Origin of the sequence: Ramlibacter paludis (assembly GCF_022012305.1) — a bacterium.
Lineage (GTDB): Bacteria > Pseudomonadota > Gammaproteobacteria > Burkholderiales > Burkholderiaceae_C > Ramlibacter > Ramlibacter paludis.
In genome coordinates, this window is sequence record NZ_JAKLTM010000001.1 from 1026140 (window position 1) to 1043293 (window position 17154).

Genomic DNA, 17154 nt, shown 5'->3' on the forward strand with positions numbered 1-17154 from the left:
ACAGAATATCTCATGAAAAGCCAACCCGCCGTCCTCATCAGCGAAGTGGGCCCCCGCGACGGCCTGCAGTCGGTCGACGCGGTGATGCCCACCGGCGACAAGATCCGCTGGATCACCGCGCTGCATGCCGCCGGCGTGCGCGAGATCGAAGTCGCGTCTTTCGTGCCGGCGAAGCTGCTGCCGCAGATGGCCGATGCCGCCGAAGTGGTGAAGCACGCGATCACGCTGCCGGGCCTCACCGTCATGGCGCTGGTCCCCAACCTGCGCGGCGCCCAGGCCGCCTTCGCGGCGGGCGTGCACAAGATCACCATTCCCTGCTCCGCCAGCGAGGCGCACTCGCAGGCCAATGTGCGCATGACGCGCGAGCAGATGGTGGCCAGCGTGCGCGAGATCGTCGCGCTGCGCAACGACACGGCGCCGCAGGTGAAGATCGAAGCGGGGATCTCCACCGCTTTCGGCTGCACGCTGCAGGGCGAGGTGAAGGACGACGACGTGGTCTGGATGGCGGCGCAGGTCATCGCCGCCGGCGCCGACGAATCGGGCCTCTCCGACACCACCGGCATGGCCAACCCGGCGCAGGTGCGGCGCCTGTTCAACCGCGTGCGCGCCGAGATCGGCGACCGCACCGGCGCGGCCCACATGCACAACACCCGCGGCCTGGGTCTCGCCAACTGCCTGGCCGCCTACGACGTGGGCGTGCGCACCTTCGACGCCTCGCTCGGCGGGCTGGGCGGCTGCCCGTACGCACCGGGCGCCTCGGGCAACGTCGTCACCGAGGACCTGGTGTTCATGTTCGAGGCGATGGGCGTAGCTACCGGCATAGCCCTCGACAAGCTCCTGGAAGCGCGGGCGCCGCTGCAGGCGGGGCTGCCCGGCGAACCGGTCTACGGCATGCTGCCGGAGGCGGGACTGCCCAAGGGCTGGAAGCAGGGAGTGCCGGCATGAGCACCGCGAAGAGACTGCCTTACGAAGGCATCCGCGTCGTCGAATTCACCCACATGGTGATGGGGCCTACCTGCGGCATGGTGCTGGCCGACCTGGGCGCGGAAGTGATCAAGGTGGAACCGGTCGGCCACGGCCGCGAAGGCGACGCCACGCGGCGGCTGCTGGGCTCCGGCGCCGGCTTCTTCCCGCTCTTCAACCGCAACAAGAAAAGCATCGCGCTCGACCTGCAGACGCCGGAAGGCAAGGAGGCGGTGCTGAAGCTGATCGCCACCGCCGATGTCGTGAGCGAGAACTTCAAGCCGGGCACCATGAAGAAGCTGGGCCTGGACTACGTAGCACTGAAGGCGAAGCACCCGCGCCTGGTCTACGTGAGCCACAAGGGCTTCCTGCCCGGCCCCTACGACCACCGCACCGCGCTCGACGAAGTGGTGCAGATGATGGGCGGCCTGGCCTACATGACCGGGCGCCCGGGCGACCCGCTGCGGGCCGGCGCCAGCGTGAACGACATCATGGGCGGCATGTTCGGCGCCATCGGCGCCATGGCGGCCCTGGCGCAGCGCGAGCAGACCGGCGAAGGCCAGGAGGTGCAGTCGGCACTGTTCGAGAACAACGTGTTCCTGGTGGCGCAGCACATGCTGCAGTACGCCGTCACCGGCAAGCCGGCCGCGCCCATGCCGGCGCGCATCTCGGCCTGGGCCATCTACGACGTGTTCCAGGCGCGCGGCGGCGACCAGATCTTCCTGGCGGTGGTGAGCGACACCCAGTGGGCGATCTTCTGCGAGGCCTTCGGCTACGCCGACTTGAAGGGCGACACCCGCCTGAAGACCAACAACGACCGCGTGCGCGCCCGCGAGTGGCTGATCCCGCTGCTGCGCGAACGCGTGGCGCAGATCGGCGTCGAGGAGCTGGCCGAGAAGTTCGAGGCCAACGGCCTGCCGTTCGCGCCGATCACCCGGCCCGAGGAACTGCTGGACGATCCGCACCTGCTGGCCACCGGCGGCCTCGCACCCATCACTCTGCCGGACGGCCGCGCGAGCAAGACAGTGCTGCTGCCGCTGACGCTGGACGGCCAGCGGCCCGGCGTGCGGCACGACCCGCCGAAGCTCGGCGAACACGGCCACGAATTGCTGGCGGAGCTGGGTTACAGCGACGCCGAGATTGCTGCATTGACCCACATGGAGACCAAGTGAACCTGCCCCGACGACAACTGACCGCCTGCGCCGCCGCGCTGGCCCTCTTCACGCTGGCCGGCACCGCCCGCGCCGAGGCCTGGCCGGACAAGCCGATCCGCTTCATCGTGCCCTACACGCCCGGTGGCGGCACCGACACCGTCACGCGCCACATCGCGGACCGCATCGCGCAGGATTCGAAGTGGGCCTTCCTGGTCGACAACAAGCCGGGCGGCGGCGGCAACATCGGATTGGACATCGTCGCCAAGGCCAAGCCCGATGGCTACACGATCGGCATGGGCCAGACGGCCAACATCGCGATCAATCCGGCGGCGCTCCCGAAGATGCCCTTCGACCCGGCGAAGGACCTGGTTCCGGTCGCCCTCGTGGCGGAGGTGCCGATGGTGCTGGTCGTGCCCGCGAATTCGCCGCTGAAGTCGCTGGCCGACCTGGTGAAGGCGGCCAAGGCCAAGCCGGGCGGCATGAACCAGGCGCTGGCCGCCACCGGTACCGTCGGCCACCTGGCCGGCGAGATGCTGGGACGCAAGGCGGGCTTCAAGGTGATGAACATCCCTTACAAGGGCGCGGCCCCGGCGCTGGCCGAAATGATCGGCGGCCAGACCGACTTCATGTTCGCGACGCCGCAAGCCGTGATGGGCCTGCTGGCGGGCGGCAAGCTGCGCGCACTGGCCATCACCTCGTCGAAGCGGGTGCCGGCGCTGGGAAGCGTGCCCACCGTGGCCGAGCAGGGTTATCCGGGCTTCGAGGCGACGGACTGGAAGGTGATCGTCGCGCCGGCCGGCACGCCGACGGACGTGATCCAGCGCCTGAATGCCGCCACCGCGAAGGCGCTGGCCGAGCCCGGGCTGGTGGCCAAGCTGGCCGAGGAAGGCAGCGTGCCCATGAGCGGCAACCCGGCGGCGGTGCTGAAGTACATCCGCGACGAGCAGAAGGAGTGGGGCGCGCTGATCCGGGAGGCGGGAATCCGTTTCGAGTGAGGAGATCCACGAGGGCCGTACAATTGCGGCCCTCCCACGCATCGCCGGCCCATGAAGTACATCCTTTCCCACCAGGTGCTGGACGAGATCCTGCAGAAGCACCGCATCAAGTCGAACGACCTCACCGGCATCGACAAGCTGTTCGGCGGCGCCGACGGCTACTACTGGTACCACACGCTGCGCCACCTCTGCCCGAAGAAGGAAGTGATCGTCTGGAACGGCCTGGAAGCCATGCGCGCGGCGATCCAGGGCCATGAGGACGAGACGGCGGCCGAAGACGAAGTGAAGCCGCAGCAGCTGAAGGACGCGCACCTGCAAGCCATCGCCGGCCTGCTCGGCCTTCCCGCCTGACCCAGGACCTGTTTCCCCCGCAACCGGGAGCCGTCGAAGCGATCGGCCCCCAGTCCTTCGTCCTGCGCGGCTTCGCGCTGCCCCACGTGGACGCACTGTTGCCGGCGCTGCAGGCGATCGAAGCGGCCGCGCCCCTGCGCAACATGGTCACGCCCGGCGGCCTGGCCATGTCGGTGGCGCTCACCAACTGCGGTGCGCTGGGCTGGACCTCCGACCGGCGTGGCTACCGCTACACCGCCACCGATCCCCTCACCGGCAAGCCCTGGCCGGCGATGCCCGCGCCGCTGTCGCAGCTCGCGCACGAAGCGGCGTCCGCCGCCGGCTTCCCCGATTTCGATCCCGACGCCTGCCTCGTCAACCACTACCTGCCCGGCACGCGCCTGTCGCTGCACCAGGACAAGGACGAACGCGACTACGCGCATCCCATCGTCTCGGTCTCGCTGGACATGAGTGCCACCTTCCTGTTCGGCGGCCTGCAGCGTGCGGGCCGGCCCCTGCACGTGCCTCTGCACCACGGCGACGTGGTGGTGTGGGGCGGCGTCGACCGCCTGCGTTACCACGGCATCGCGCCGCTCGCCGACGCGCCGCATTCCTTGCTGGGCAGCCGCCGCATCAACCTGACCTTCCGCCGCGCCGCCTAGCGTCTTCCTAGGGCTACTCCTCTTTGCGGATGAGGACTCGGACGCATACGGTTACCTTCGGTGGAGTAGTAGTTACCAGTCAGGGGACAGCAATGGTCAAGCGCAGTACGGGCCTCGCAGGCATTTCCAATCTCTCGGTCATGGCCCCGGTGCGCGCCGGCATGGTGGCGGGCTTCGAACCCATCAGCTATCTCGGCCGCCTGCGCAAGGTGCTCGATGCGCTGCACACGTCGCGCCAGAACCTGCGCGAGTCGGAGATGTTGCCGCCCTTCTTTCCCGACGTGGTCGGGCGCTTCCGCATCATCCACAACTTCCGCTACGCGCTGGTGCCGCCGGCCACGCCCGAAGGCACCTGGCAGCTGTCGCTGAACGTCACCTATGACGGCGGCTTCGAGCCCTACATGCGGGTGATCTACCGCGACATCGGCACGCTGCTCGACCTGCTGTTCTGCCATTCGCCGGAATACCCCGGCTCGCGCACCTCCAGCTTCGACGAATACTGCGCCTGGGTGCGCCGCAACGAAATTGCCGGCGGCATCTTCTACGACGACTCGGCGATGACGCTGGACGACCACCAGTACCTCGCGCAGGTCGAGAAGGCGCAGCGCGAAGGCCCGGCCGCCGATGCCGACTTCGCGCGCATCTGCATTCCTTCCGACGTGAAGCGCGACCAGGCCGCGATGCTCAAGGCCAGCAAGGACCCGCTGAACGCGCTGGTGCTGCCGCTGCGCACGCTCAAGGGCCTGTTCCGCCTCTCGGCCTACTTCCCCGCCGGCGACACACCCGACGGCGGCGAGCTCGGCGTGCTGCGCCGCTTTGCCCGCAACGTGCTGAAAGAGCCGATGGCGGTGATGGGCGGCCTCGACCACGCGCCGCTACCGCCGGACCTGCGCGGCACCTGGCTGAAATACAAGGGCATGTACGCCGACGAACTGGGCTGGCTCAAGTACGACCAGCCGGACGACGACCGCAAGCCCGAGCCCGCCGCCGCCGACCCGTCCAAGGTGCAGTCGCACATCTTCAGCAGCGGCGAGCGCATGACGCACGGCTGCTCGGTGCTGCTGCGCATCGACGACAAGGACAAGGCGCTGGCGAATTTCCCGACGCTGGCCTCGTTGTGCGGCGCCGTGCCGGCCAGCGGCATCGGCTACCTGATCGCCTTCACCTACGCCGGCCTGAAGAAGCTGGGGATTGCGCAGGAGCGGCTGAACGCCATGCCGCAGGAATTCATCGACGGCATGGAAGCGCGGGCCGCGCTGCTGGGCGACGTGCGCGGCAACCACCCGGACCGCTGGACGCGTCCGCTGCGCTACGAGCAGGAAGCGAGCGGCCAGCGCGTCGACATGAAGGCCGTGCACGTGTTCGTGCTGCTGCGGCTGGCGGACGAAACCGACACCACCAGCGGCTTGCATCCGCGTTTGCAAGGCGCCGTGAAGGCGCTGGAGGAAGGCACCGGCCTGAAGGTGCTGTCGGTGCAGCCCACCCGCAGCTACCGCAGCAAGCCCTCGGAGCCGGTGGCCAACCATTTCGGCTTTGCCGACGGCCTGAGCCAGCCCGAGGTGCAGCTTGCGGGCCAGCCCGCGGCCAAGCCGGTCGCCAACAACGACGTGGTGAGCGCGGGCGAACTGCTCCTGGGCCACCGCAACGACCGCGGCGACGAACCGGGCAAGGGCTTCGACCCGCTGCTGATGGACGGCAGCTTCCTGGTCGTGCGCAAGCTGCGCCAGCGCGTCGACAACTTCGACAAGGCGATGGAGAAGCTCACGCCGGAGCAGCGCGCGGTGGTGCCGGACAAGATGATGGGCCGCAAGCGCAACGGCGACCCGCTGGTGCAGCTGCCCGCCGGCTCCACCGGGCCCAACGACTACAACTACGAGCAGCCCGCGGCCAGCGACGGCTGCCCGTTCCACTCGCATGTGCGCCGCGCCAATCCGCGCGACGGCCGCGCCTACACGCCGCGCATCCTGCGCCGCGGCATGTCCTACGGCCCCATGTCGGCCACCGAGCGCAGCACCGACCGCGGCATCGTCTTCATGGCCTACTGCGCGCGCATCGCGGAGCAGTTCGAGGCCATCCAGCGGTGGGTCGCGGGCGGCAACAGCAGCGGCGTCGGTTCGGCGCAGGCCGACCCGTTCCTGCGCGTGCCGCAGGTCGGCGAGAAGACCACCTTCCGCTACCTCGACGAGCAGGGCGGCGTGGTGCGCGTGCAGTTCGACGACCAGCCGCTGGTGCAGCTGCAGTGGGGCGTGTACCTGTTCGTGCCCTCGCTGGCGGCGCTGCGTTCGCTGGACAGCTTCCGCGAGGCGCCGGCCAAGGTGGCCGCGCCCCCGGCACGCTGCCCGTTCAACCACGACGAGGCCGAGCGCGAGCGGGTGCGCTCGGTGCTCGAAGACCCGGACCGCAACCAGGAAGCGTGGAAGCACGTGCGCGAAGGCAAGGCGCCGGAACTGCAGGACACCGCGTACGGGCACCTCCTGGGGCGCTACCAGGACGTGCTGCACGCGATGAAGGACAAGGGCGGCAAGTACTCGGTGGCCGGCTACGGCGAGCGCATGGGCCAATCCATCGGCCTCAACCTGCTGGGCCTCGACCCCGGCGTCGAGCGCGAACAGCAGAAGCCCCTGAACGATGCCATCCTCGAATACGACGAAGTGACGGCGTTCAACGAGACCTTGCCGATCGTGCAGGACGTGCTGGCCCACTTGCCGAAGCTGCCGCCCGCCAACGCGGAAGACGCGGTGCGCATCCCCATCGACCTCGTGAGCTTCAGCGACCAGGTCATGGCGCGCCTGTGCAGCCAGTGGATCGGCCTGCCGGAAGACCCGGCCAAGGTCCCCAACCCGGTCATGGACATCGGGGGCCGGCTCGAAGACAACCCCGGCAAGCCGCGCTGCCCCGGCAACTTCGCCACGGCTTCGCGCTACATCTTCTCGCCGCATCCGCGCGAGGCGGTGCAGCAGGCGGGCCAGGAGCAGGGCCAGGCGGTGCTGAAGGCGGTGCAGGCCTGGCTGGCGCGCCCGGACCGGCAACTCGGCACGCTGGCGCGGAAGATCCAGGCCGGCTTGAAAGTGGTCGGCAACGACAACAATGAAGCGCTGGCGCACGGCCTGGCGGGCGTGCTCCTCGGCTTCCCGCCCACGGTGCAGGGCAACTTCATCAAGTCGATGGACACCTGGATCGGCGAAGAGTCGCTGTGGGACGGCCAGCAGATGCTGTACGAGGCGTCGCCGGGCACCACCGTCGACTACCCGCAGGCGCGGACTGCATTGCGCGATTTCGTCTTCAATGCGATGCGCAGGAACCCCGTTCCGTCCATGCTGTGGCGCAGCCCCGTGCACAACGGCGTGGTCGACAAGGACGAGCGGCATCGCGTGGTGCTGGGCATCGCCTCGGCGCTGGCGGAGAAGGACGCGCCGCGCGAGCTGGTGTTCGGCCGCGACCGCGATGGCGCGTCGCCCACCGTGCACGGCTGCCCCGGTTACGCGATGGGCATGGGGGTGCTGCTGGCGATGACGGCGGGCCTGATGAAGGCCGGTACCTTGCGCCCCACCGGCTCCCCGGTGCTGCTGATCCTCACGCCGAACAAGCCGGCGTAGCCGCCGGGTCCATCAGCCGCTGCAGGCGCCTGGCGTCGTCCAGGTGCCAGTCCATGCGCATCCGGTCGAAGGCGGCGATCGCCGCCTCCACGGCACGATGCGCGCGCTCTGCCTGGTTCAGGCGCCAGGCGACGTCCGCTTCGCAGAGCTGCGTGACCGCGAGTTCGTGCGCCGAGTCGCGCACGCGTGCCGTCTGGTAGGCCTGGCGCAGGTAGTGCTCGGCGCGCGCGGGGCTGCGGTCCGCGGCGTCGCGCGCGAGTGCACGGTAGGCCATGGCCACGCCCAGCCAGTCGCCTTGCCGCGCGCGCAGCAGGGCCTGCGCCGCGTGATGGCGCGCTTCGTCTTCGCGGCCGCTCTCCAGCAGGCCGGCAGCCAGCCAGCCGTGATTGAGCGAGCGGAACAGGCCGCTGCCGCGCGGCTTGAGCCAGGCCGTGACTTCCGCGATCGTCTGCAGGCATTCGGCGCGGCCCGTCAGCATCCAGTCGGCATAGGCGCTCATCGCGCGCGCGATCGACAGCTGCGTCAGGCTGCGCGTCGCCTCGCAGATGCGGGCCGACTCGTCCGCCGCGGCGCGCGCCTCGCTCCAGCGGCCCTGCCAGAGCAGCACCGCACTGCGCCAGCCGTGCGTGGACGCGCCGATCTCGTGGGTGGTGCCGGCAACGCACTCGATGGCTTCGGCGAAGCAGGCATGCGAAGCGTCGAACTCGCCGCGGTCGCCCAGCACGTAGGCGCGGCAGACCAGTGAGTACGCAAGCCCCACGTTGCTGTGGCGCGCGCTGCGGTGCCGCCGCTTGACCGCGATGGCTTCGTCCAGCAGCGCCAGCGCGCGGTCGTACTGCGCGGTGGCGCTGTGCGCTTCGCCGAGCGAGGCAACCACCTGCGCGACCAGCTTCTGGTCGCCCGCGGCCTGGGCTTCGCGCAGCGCCTGCTCGCCCTGCACGATGGCGACGCGCGCATCGCCCACGCCGTAGCTGATGTAGCTGAGCCAGTGGCGGGCGCGCGCCTGGGTCGCGAGGTCGCCGTGGCGCTCGGCCAGTTCGACGCCGCGGGCGTAGAGCGCGAGCTCGCTGCGCACCGGGTCGAACACGCTCACGCGGCCCAGGCGCTGGACGATGGATACCCAGCGCAGCGCGATCTCCGCGGTCTGCGGCAGCCGCTCCAGCGCGGCCAGTGCCACGCGGTACAGCGCGCGGGCCCGGTCGAGGGCGGAGGCGGACAGTGCCTTGTCGCCCGCCATCTCGGCATAGTGCGCCGCCTGCAGCGCGTCGCCGCCCGCCTCGAAGTGCAGCGCCAGCATCTCCAGCGCCTCGTCGTGCGGCTCGTGCGCGCCATGTTCCTTCAGCGCTTCGGCGATGCGCAGGTGCAGTTCCTGCCGCACGTGCAGGCCCACCGATTCGTAGATGATGTCGCGCGTGATGCCGTGCTTGAAGCGCAGCGTGCCCGCGCGTTCGCCGGGGAACAGGAAGTCCTGCTCCGCCAGCCCGAGCTGCATCGGTCCGGCGGCGGGCTGGCCGGTCATGCGTTCGAGCAGCCAGGCCGGCACCACGTTGCCGATCACGGCCGCCACGCGCACCAGTTCGATCTGCGCCGGGGCCAGGTGCTGCACGCGCGACTCGACCAGCCGGTTCAGCCAGCCGGCGCCGCCTTGCACCCGGCCCTGGCGGCGGCCGGTCTCGCCGCGCGCGGCCGAGTGGCACAGCTCCTCCAGGTACAGGGGATTGCCGTTGGCCTGCGAGCAGATCTCGCCGGCCACGAAGGGATCCGCGCCGGGCAGGCGCAGCGCCACCAGGCGCGCGGCCTCTTCCTCGTCCAGCGGCGGCAGCAGGATGATCTGGTCGGCGGCCGAGGAAATGCCGCCGGTGCCGCCGGTGCGCGTGGACAGCACCACCAGCATCCGGCAATCGGCGCGCTTGCGCAGGGCCGACAGCACCTGGTGCGAAGCATCGTCCGCCCATTGCCAGTCGTCGACGAACAGCACCAGGGGCATGTCGCCGACGGCCATGCCGGCGAACAGCGCGGCGAAGTCTTCCGGCGTTTGCGGCGGCGTCTCGCTGGCGAGGGCCTGCACCATGTGGCGGAAGGGCTGCAGCGGCTCGGCGCCGAGGTCGCTTTCGCAATAACCGCGCAGCACCGTGCAGCCCCAGTGCAGCACGCGGCCGTTGAAGTGCTCGATCAGGCGCGTCTTGCCCATGCCGGGAGCGCCCGCCACGGCCACCACGCGCAGGTGGCCGGAGATGGCGTCGCCCATCGCCTGCTCCAGCGCCGCCAGTTCGTTGCGGCGGCCGCAGAAGGCGGTGGCGCCGGGACGCGCCTTGGCCGCCAGGCTTTCGGCGGCGCTGGCGCGGGCGTCGACGCGGTAGACCAGCAGGCGGTCGGCGCGGCCCTTCACCTTCAGCAGCTGCGGCGGACCGGTGACGAAGAAGCGGCTCGCCGGCCCGAGGGTCTCCTCGCTGACCAGGATCTCGTGTTCCTCCGCGGCGTCCGACAGGCGCGCGGCGATGTTGGGCACCGGGCCGAGCAGCTCGAAGCGGCCCAGTTCCACGTTGCCGGCATGCAGCAGCACCAGGCCCGAGTGGATGCCCGTGTGCAGGCACAACGCAAAGCCTTCGGGCATGCGGATGTCGAGCGCGCGCACGCGCTGGTGCACCTCGAGCGCGGCGGCCACGGCATTGCGGCCGTCGTCTTCCCGCGTTTGCGGGTAACCGAAAAGTGCCAGCAATCCGTCGCCCTGGACGCGCACCACCATGCCGCCGTGGCGGGGGATGGTCTGCTGGTAGACCTCGCGCACCGCGGCCAGCATGGCCGCGTAGTGCTCCGGATCCATGATCTCGGCCAGTTCGGTCGAGTGCGACAGGTCCGCGAAGAGCAGCGTCAGGTAGCGCCGTCCCGGCTCGGCGCCTGCTGCATCATCCTGAGACTCTTCCTTCATCTCTGCCCCTTGCGTGAATCATAAGTGCCGGGAAGGGGCGGCGGAAGTGCATGTTCGTACGCCGGATGCCGGGGTTGCCACCCCGGCCCGGAATCAATACAGGTAGCCGACGCTCAAACGATACACATCGGGGTTCAGCTTCGTGTCGATGTGCTGTCCCGAGCTGAGCGTGGTCCTGGTCTTCAGGAAGCTGCGGGCGTACTGCAGGTCGATGTACCACTTGTCCGCCACCCGCGCCGTGAGGCCCAGGCCCGGCGTCAGCGCGAACTTGGAGTCGACCGACAGCTTGGTGCCGCCCGGCGGGTTGATCGGGTTCAGCGCATTCAGCGTGGCGCTGCCGGCCTCGTCGTAGAAGTAGGCGTAGGTGAGGCCCAGCATCACGTAAGGACGGAAGCGTGCCGCCGGCTCCAGGAAGCGGTACTGCGCGAACACGCTGATCGGCAGCGCCTTCACGGTGCCGATCTCGCCGACGCCCGCGATGCCGCCGGTGCCGGTGATCGAGTGCTTGAAGCCGAAGCCGATCGGCACTTCGACCGACCAGTTGTCGGTGAGCATGCGGCCCACGGCGAGCGTGGGCTGCGTGTCGGACCCGATGTCCACCGTGGTGTTGGGCGGCGCCGGCGGCGACAGCGTGCCGCTCGACGTGTTGGGCGCGATGTGCGTCACGCCGCCGCTGAACATCCAGGTGCCGGCGCTCTGGGCCTGCGCGGACACGCAGGCGGCGGCAACCGCGGCCGCGACGGCCGCACGCAGGAGCAACTTCTTGTTGTTCGTCATGGTTCTTCCTTCGTTGCGGTTCAGAGCCAGCCGGCGCGGGCGAGCGCGCGGGAGATCGAGGCGGCCAGCAGGCGGTGGCCGTAGGGCGTGGGATGGAAGCCGTCGGAGAACGCCCAGGTCTGCCACCAGCCGGCGGTGAGGCCGGTGGGCGGGGCGGCGTCGAGCGCCGCGGACGTGCAGGTGGGGAAGTCGTACGCGGGCAGGCCGGACGAGTCCGTGCCTTTCACCGGGCACGAGGCCTGCGTGGCGTTGGTCAGGCCGTATTCGACCGGGTGGGCCACTTCGTCGGTGAAGTCCTCGTAGAAGGGCACGAGCGCGATGCGCGCATCGCCCGCCACCTTCGCGGCCAGTTCGTTGTTGAAGGCGCCAATCCATTGCTGGATCGCGCCCTTCAGCTGCGCCGCCGCCGTGGCGCCGGCCGTGCCGCCGCCGCTGGCCGCGGCCACGCCGCCCAGCAGGGCCTGGAAGCGCGGCGTGAGCGTGATGTCGGGGACGTTCAGCACCGCGACGTGGGTGGCGCCCTTGTCCAGCGCGCTCGCCTTGATCGCGGCGTAGTAGGTGTCGGCCAGCGCCGTCATGTACATGCCGGCCAGCATGGCCGCGCCATTGGGCTGCGGCAGCGTGGCGGCAATGGTGGCGGGCGGCAGCTGCTGCGCGAGGAAGGCCTGGTAGGCCGTCACGCCGGCGCTGCCCTTGGCCGCGCCGAGGTAGGCGCCGACCAGGTCGGCCGCGTCGTTGCCGCCGCCGTCGACCAGCACGAGGTCCGTCGCGGCATAGGTGCCTCCGACCGCCGAGGCGGCCGTCGACAGCTGCAGCGGCACGCCCAGCGGGCTGGCCGCGCCGCCCGAGCTGGCCGGCACCACGACGCGGCCGCCGCCGATCGCGAAGTTGGTGCAACCCGCGGCGGGGTTCTGGATGAAGGTGGTGCCGGTGAACTTGTAGAAGTTGCACTGGCTGGCGATGCCGAAGTTGGACGCCACCAGTTGCGGGAAGATCGGGAAGCCGGCCGAGTCCGCGGCGTTCTGCACCGTGAACTTGTAGCCGAAGGTGCCCACGTCGGCCAGGCTGTCACCGGCCACCACCACGCGCGAGATCGCTACACGCGGGCCTGCGGCGTCGCCGCCACCGCCGCAACCGGCCAGCAGCGCTGCGGCCAGGCACGCGGAGGCGATCAGCCCGCGTTCGAATGTCCTCGAGAGATTCTTCATGCTGTTGTTCCCCGAATAAAAAAGAACGGTCGTTCGCTTTCGCGAGGGTCAGCATAAGGCGTGGCTCGCGGCCGCGACCAGAGGGTTTTCGCTCGGTCGGCCGGTACGGTCGTGCCGCGCTTCAGAACTTCTTCTGTGCCACCTTCGCATGCGCATCGTTGACGAGCATGAGCGCCGCGGAGCCGTAGTACTTGTGGAACTCGGGGACCATCTCGCCTTGCGCCACCACCGGGTCGGTGGCCACCAGCGCCTGCGCCTCCTCGATCGTCGGCACGGCAAAGATGAAGAGGCCGCGCCAGCCATCGCTGCCGTCGAAGGGACCGGCCAGCGCCAGCTTGCCTTCGGCGGCGAGCCGGCCCATGTTGGCGAAGTGGCCCTTGAACATCGCGTCGCGTTCGGGCCCGGCCGGCACCTTGTTCGGCCCCGTCTTCAGGATCACCAGCACGTAATTGCGCATGCCGCGTTCGTCCGCGCCGACGTGGCGGGCCAGTGCGGGGTCGTACTCGGGCGGGGCGGCCTGCGCCAGCACGGCAAGCGGCAGCAGCAAGGCGGCGAGGGCGATGAAGGTGCGCATGGCGGGGCCCCTTGTGGAAGTCCGGTGCCAGCATACAGAATCCACGCGGTCACCCGACCCCAGGAGAACAACGATGCTTCGCTCCCTGTCCCCGCTGCTGGCGCTTGCCCTGGTCGCCTGCGCGGCGCCTGCGATCATGCCGGTGCACGAAAGCGCCTTCACGCTCTTCGCGCCGCAGTTCCCCGACAACACGCGGCTGGAGACGCGGCACGCGGGCAACATCGCCAGCAATCCCAACTGCGTGGGCCAGAACGTGTCGCCCGCACTGGCGTGGAAGAACGTGCCGGCCGGCACGAAGAGCCTGGCGATCGTGATGCACGATCCCGAGGGCCGCGGCGGCACCGGCGTGTATCACTGGATCGCGTACGGCATCGATCCTGCGCTGGGCGGCTTTGCCGAGAACGAGGTGACGCGGCCTTCGCCGAAGTTCACCGGCGGCAAGAGCACGCAGGACCTGGCGCATTACATGGGCCCTTGCCCGGTGCCGAACACCGGCTGGCATCACTACACCTTCACCGCCATCGCAACCGACTACGAGCCGGGCGCGCTGCCGGCAGGCTTGACGTGGCCGGAGCTGCAGGCGCGCTTGGCGGGCGGGCATGGGAAGGTGGCGAGCAGCATGGTGCTGCGGTTCGGACGGCCCTGATCTCCGGCCTGCTAGCATGCCCGTCACCGCAAGGAGACCCGACATGCCGCGTTCCTCCGCCGTCCTGGTGCCCCTGCTTGCCCTCGTGTTCGCGCTGCCATCGGCGCAGGCCCGGGTCACGCGCATCGTCATCGACGAAGTGAAGCCCCTGCCGGCGACGGACTCCGGCGGCGTGGCGTCCGAGCAGGTTGCGGGCCGCGCCTTCGGCGAGCTGGATCCGGCGTCGCCTGCCAACGCCATCATCAACGACCTGCAACTCGCCAGGGACGCGGACGGCAAGGTGCGCTACGTCGCCACCTTCGTCCTCACCAAGCCCGTGGACCTGGCGCGCGCCAGCGGCCTGCTGTGGCACGAGGTGCCCAACCGCGGCTTGCGGCGGCCCAACGTGCCGGCCGAACGCGGCAACGGCGACATCGACCTCACCAGCGCCTGGCAGGGCGACAACGCCGGCGCCACGCGCGTGCGCGAGACCGCCGCGGTGGACCAGCCGCACTGGTTGAAGCTGCCCATCGCCCGCATGCCCGATGGCGCGCCGGTCACGGGCGAGGTTTTCGGCCGCATCGTGAATCGCTCGGGCGCGGGCTCGCAGCCGCTGATCGTGCAGACCAATCCGGTGCCGTACAAGCCCATGAGCCTGGACACGCGCGAGTCGCGGCTGGTCTCGCGCGTGGCCGAATCGACGCGGGGCGAGGTGATCGGCGAGACGTCCATCGCGCCCGCCGATTGGGCGTGGGCGAAATGCGATGCCGCCAACCCCTTCCCCGGCACGCCGGACCCGACGCAGGTCTGCCTGAAGAACGGCTTCGACGCGGGCAAGCTGTACCAGGTGGTGTTCAAGTCGGCCGACGCATACGCGCTAGGCGTGGGCTTCGCCGCCTGGCGCGACGTCGGCATGTTCTTCAAGACGGCGCGCGCCGACGACGGGGGCACGCCGAATCCGGTGGCGGGCGCCGTGACGCACAGCATCGGCCGCGGCGTTTCGCAGTCGGGCAACTTCCTGCGCGGCTGGCTGCACCTGGGCTACAACCGCGACGAAGCGCAGCGGCAGGTGCACGACGGCCTGTGGCCGATCATCGCCGGCCGCCGCATCGCGCTGAACTTCCGCTGGGCCCAGCCGGACGGCGTGCTGGAGCTGTACCAGGCCGGCAGCGAAGGGCCGCAATGGTGGCTGCCGCATCCGGACCCGGTGCGCGGCGGACCGGCGGTGGGCCTGCTGGATCGCTGCAGCGCAACGCGCACCTGCCCGAAGATCATCGAGCACTTCGGTTCCGCCGAAGTGTGGGCGCTCAAGCTCACGCCGGAGTGGGTGGGCACCGATGCGCGGGCCGATTTGCCGCTGCCGCCCAACGTGCGCCGCTACTACATCGCCGCGAGCAACCATGGCGGCGGCGCCGGCGGCTTCGACACCAGCGTGCCGGGTGCCGCATTGCCAACGAGCGGCCCGGCCTGCCCCGGCAACAACTACGGGACGGGCGTGCTGCCCGCCAACCCGATGCCGCACACGGAAACCGTCAATGCCCTGCGGGTGCACTTCCGCAACTGGGTGATGAAGGGCGTCGAGCCGCCTCCCAGCCAGTGGCCCACGCTCAAGGCCGGCACGCTGGCGCAAGCGAACAAGGCGGCGATCGGTTTCCCGACCTTGCCGCAGTTGCGGCCCACGCTGCCGGAGCCCGACTTCATCATGCCGGTGCTCGATTACGACTGGGGCCCGCAGTTCAACACGGTGGACGGCTCCGGCGTGGCGGCCCATGCACCGCCACCGATCCGGCAGGTGCTGTCCATGCTGGCACCCAAGGTCGACGCCGACGGCAACGAGCTGGGCGGCGTGCCCGTGGTGCTGCGCGAAGCGCCCCTGGGTACCTACCTCGGATGGAACGTCACGGCCGGCGGCGCGCGGCCCTTCCACCAGGGGCAGATCTGCAACTACGTGGGCGGCATGATCCCCTTCGCAAAGACCCGCGCGGAGCGCGCCGCGAACCGCGATCCGCGGCCATCGCTGGAGGAGCGCTATGGCAGCCACGACGGCTACGTGGCGGCCGTGAGGAAAGCGGCGGAGAAGGCGCAGGGCGCCGGCTTCCTGCTGCCCGACGATGCCGAGCGCCTGGTGAGGGAAGCGGCCGCGAGCCAGGTGCTGCGATGATGGAGCTGCTCGTTGACCCGCAGGCGTGGATCGCGCTGCTGACGCTGACCGCGCTGGAACTGGTGCTGGGCATCGACAACATCGTGTTCATCTCGATCCTGGTGGACAAGCTGCCGCCGGAGCGGCGCGAGCTGGCGCGGCGCCTCGGCCTGTTCATGGCCATGTTCATGCGGCTCGGGCTGCTGATGATCCTGGCCTGGATCATCGGCCTGACGGCGCCGCTGTTCACGGTGCCGCTGGCGCGCCACGAGATTTCCGGCCGCGACCTGATCCTGATCGCGGGCGGCCTGTTCCTGATCTGGAAGAGCACCGGCGAGATCCACGCTTCGCTGGTCGGCGAGGAGCAGCACCAGGATTCGAAGGTGCAGGCCACCTTCGGCGCGGTGATCCTGCAGATCATGCTGGTCGACGTCGTGTTCTCGCTCGACTCGATCATCACCGCCGTCGGCATGGTCGACGAACTGGCCGTGATGGTGGCGGCCGTGATCCTCTCGGTCGGCATGATGATGCTGTTCGCCGGCCCCATCGGCCGCTTCGTGTCCGCCAACCCGACGATCAAGATGCTGGCCCTGTCCTTCCTGATCATGGTGGGCATGGTGCTCGTCGCCGACGGCCTGGAGTTCCATGTGCCCAAGGGCTACGTCTACTTCGCGATGGCCTTCTCGCTGGCGGTCGAAATGCTGAATCTCAAGCTGCGGCGGCGCGCCACCGTGCCGCTGGCCGGGCACGGCAAGGAGTACGAGGAGCACGCGCGCGGGCGCTGATCAGCCCTTGCCCAGCATCGTCTTCAATTCGCCGCTGGCGATCAGCGCCTGCAGCTCGGTCGCGCCGCCGACCAGCACGCCCTTGACGAAGACCATCGGGAAGGTGGGCCAGCCGGTCCACATCTTCAGCGCGCTGCGCGGGCGCCACAGCCCGAGGTAGCTGCCGTATTCGAGGTACTTGTAGGGCTGCGCGATCGCATCGAGGGCCTTGCGCGCCCTGGCGGGAAACGGGTTCTGCTTCATGCCGACGATCACCACGTCGTTGGCGGCCACGGCCGCCTTCACTTCGTCGACGATGGCGTTGTTCCAGCCGGCGATTTTTGCGCGCACGGCGCTGTGGATGCTGGATTCGTCGAGGATGGGGCGCGGCATGGTGGCTCCTTGCGAGGGGAAGGGCGACGGTAGCATGCGTGGCC

At 69.9% G+C, this 17154-nt stretch carries 14 protein-coding genes; 9 read left to right on the forward strand and 5 right to left on the reverse strand.

Going from position 1 to position 17154, the window contains the following annotated elements:
• Positions 1 to 12: 12 nt before the first annotated feature.
• The 6 genes from LZ009_RS05315 to LZ009_RS05340 all read left to right on the forward strand — a co-directional run bounded on the left by LZ009_RS05315 (position 13) and on the right by LZ009_RS05340 (position 7700).
• Positions 13 to 945, forward strand: a complete 933-nt coding sequence (locus LZ009_RS05315) for a hydroxymethylglutaryl-CoA lyase (RefSeq protein WP_275696824.1) — start codon at positions 13 to 15, stop codon at positions 943 to 945.
• Positions 942 to 2135: a CaiB/BaiF CoA transferase family protein gene (locus tag LZ009_RS05320; protein ID WP_275696825.1), complete on the forward strand. Its 1194-nt coding sequence runs from the start codon at positions 942 to 944 to the stop codon at positions 2133 to 2135. Before LZ009_RS05315 ends, LZ009_RS05320 begins: the two co-directional genes overlap by 4 nt.
• Entirely contained in the window at positions 2132 to 3112 is a 981-nt protein-coding gene (locus LZ009_RS05325) for a Bug family tripartite tricarboxylate transporter substrate binding protein (RefSeq protein ID WP_275696826.1), read from the forward strand. Before LZ009_RS05320 ends, LZ009_RS05325 begins: the two co-directional genes overlap by 4 nt.
• Before the next feature lie 51 nt (positions 3113 to 3163).
• Entirely contained in the window at positions 3164 to 3463 is a 300-nt protein-coding gene (locus LZ009_RS05330; RefSeq protein WP_275696827.1) for a hypothetical protein, read from the forward strand.
• Entirely contained in the window at positions 3460 to 4104 is a 645-nt protein-coding gene (gene alkB, locus LZ009_RS05335) for a DNA oxidative demethylase AlkB (protein WP_275697120.1), read from the forward strand. Before LZ009_RS05330 ends, alkB begins: the two co-directional genes overlap by 4 nt.
• A gap of 140 nt (positions 4105 to 4244) precedes the next feature.
• Positions 4245 to 7700, forward strand: a complete 3456-nt coding sequence (locus LZ009_RS05340) for a Dyp-type peroxidase (protein WP_275696828.1) — start codon at positions 4245 to 4247, stop codon at positions 7698 to 7700.
• Here LZ009_RS05340 and LZ009_RS05345 read toward each other — a convergent pair.
• The 4 genes from LZ009_RS05345 to LZ009_RS05360 form a co-directional block, all read right to left on the reverse strand.
• Positions 7678 to 10629 carry an ATP-binding protein gene (locus LZ009_RS05345; RefSeq protein WP_275696829.1) on the reverse strand — a complete coding sequence of 984 codons (2952 nt, stop codon included), beginning with the start codon at positions 10627 to 10629 and terminating at the stop codon, positions 7678 to 7680. The two genes, LZ009_RS05340 and LZ009_RS05345, sit on opposite strands and share 23 nt — an antisense overlap.
• A gap of 93 nt (positions 10630 to 10722) precedes the next feature.
• Complete coding sequence (locus tag LZ009_RS05350; RefSeq protein WP_275696830.1) at positions 10723 to 11406, reverse strand: OmpW/AlkL family protein; 684 nt, start codon at positions 11404 to 11406, stop codon at positions 10723 to 10725.
• A gap of 20 nt (positions 11407 to 11426) precedes the next feature.
• Positions 11427 to 12614, reverse strand: a complete 1188-nt coding sequence (locus LZ009_RS05355; RefSeq protein WP_275696831.1) for an SGNH/GDSL hydrolase family protein — start codon at positions 12612 to 12614, stop codon at positions 11427 to 11429.
• Positions 12615 to 12735: 121 nt separating this feature from the next.
• Positions 12736 to 13188, reverse strand: a complete 453-nt coding sequence (locus tag LZ009_RS05360) for a YciI family protein (protein WP_275696832.1) — start codon at positions 13186 to 13188, stop codon at positions 12736 to 12738.
• A 73-nt stretch (positions 13189 to 13261) separates the two neighbouring features.
• Between LZ009_RS05360 and LZ009_RS05365 the strand changes: the two genes are divergently transcribed.
• Genes LZ009_RS05365 through LZ009_RS05375 form a run of 3 tightly spaced genes read left to right on the forward strand, consistent with a single transcriptional unit; the run spans position 13262 to position 16738 of the window.
• Positions 13262 to 13834 (forward strand): YbhB/YbcL family Raf kinase inhibitor-like protein, encoded by a 573-nt coding sequence (locus LZ009_RS05365; RefSeq protein ID WP_275696833.1) that lies wholly within the window; start codon positions 13262 to 13264, stop codon positions 13832 to 13834.
• 43 nt (positions 13835 to 13877) lie between these two features.
• Positions 13878 to 15974, forward strand: a complete 2097-nt coding sequence (locus LZ009_RS05370; RefSeq protein ID WP_275696834.1) for an alpha/beta hydrolase domain-containing protein — start codon at positions 13878 to 13880, stop codon at positions 15972 to 15974.
• The gene (locus LZ009_RS05375) at positions 15971 to 16738 is read left to right on the forward strand and encodes a TerC family protein (protein ID WP_275696835.1); all 768 of its coding nucleotides are present in this window, start codon (positions 15971 to 15973) and stop codon (positions 16736 to 16738) included. Before LZ009_RS05370 ends, LZ009_RS05375 begins: the two co-directional genes overlap by 4 nt.
• Here LZ009_RS05375 and LZ009_RS05380 read toward each other — a convergent pair whose 3' ends face one another.
• Positions 16739 to 17110 (reverse strand): glutaredoxin domain-containing protein, encoded by a 372-nt coding sequence (locus tag LZ009_RS05380; protein ID WP_275696836.1) that lies wholly within the window; start codon positions 17108 to 17110, stop codon positions 16739 to 16741.
• Positions 17111 to 17154 lie beyond the last annotated feature (44 nt).

What these genes read in the sequence shown, in the direction of transcription:
- LZ009_RS05315 (WP_275696824.1), top strand. Translation starts at nt 13, where the DNA reads ATGAAAAGCCAACCCGCCGTCCTCATCAGCGAAGTGGGCCCCCGCGAC.
- LZ009_RS05320 (WP_275696825.1), top strand. Translation starts at nt 942, where the DNA reads ATGAGCACCGCGAAGAGACTGCCTTACGAAGGCATCCGCGTCGTCGAA.
- LZ009_RS05330 (WP_275696827.1), top strand. Translation starts at nt 3,164, where the DNA reads ATGAAGTACATCCTTTCCCACCAGGTGCTGGACGAGATCCTGCAGAAG.
- LZ009_RS05340 (WP_275696828.1), top strand. Translation starts at nt 4,245, where the DNA reads ATGGCCCCGGTGCGCGCCGGCATGGTGGCGGGCTTCGAACCCATCAGC.
- LZ009_RS05345 (WP_275696829.1), bottom strand. Translation starts at nt 10,629, where the DNA reads ATGAAGGAAGAGTCTCAGGATGATGCAGCAGGCGCCGAGCCGGGACGG.
- LZ009_RS05350 (WP_275696830.1), bottom strand. Translation starts at nt 11,406, where the DNA reads ATGACGAACAACAAGAAGTTGCTCCTGCGTGCGGCCGTCGCGGCCGCG.
- LZ009_RS05355 (WP_275696831.1), bottom strand. Translation starts at nt 12,614, where the DNA reads ATGAAGAATCTCTCGAGGACATTCGAACGCGGGCTGATCGCCTCCGCG.
- LZ009_RS05360 (WP_275696832.1), bottom strand. Translation starts at nt 13,188, where the DNA reads ATGCGCACCTTCATCGCCCTCGCCGCCTTGCTGCTGCCGCTTGCCGTG.
- LZ009_RS05365 (WP_275696833.1), top strand. Translation starts at nt 13,262, where the DNA reads ATGCTTCGCTCCCTGTCCCCGCTGCTGGCGCTTGCCCTGGTCGCCTGC.
- LZ009_RS05370 (WP_275696834.1), top strand. Translation starts at nt 13,878, where the DNA reads ATGCCGCGTTCCTCCGCCGTCCTGGTGCCCCTGCTTGCCCTCGTGTTC.
- LZ009_RS05375 (WP_275696835.1), top strand. Translation starts at nt 15,971, where the DNA reads ATGATGGAGCTGCTCGTTGACCCGCAGGCGTGGATCGCGCTGCTGACG.
- LZ009_RS05380 (WP_275696836.1), bottom strand. Translation starts at nt 17,110, where the DNA reads ATGCCGCGCCCCATCCTCGACGAATCCAGCATCCACAGCGCCGTGCGC.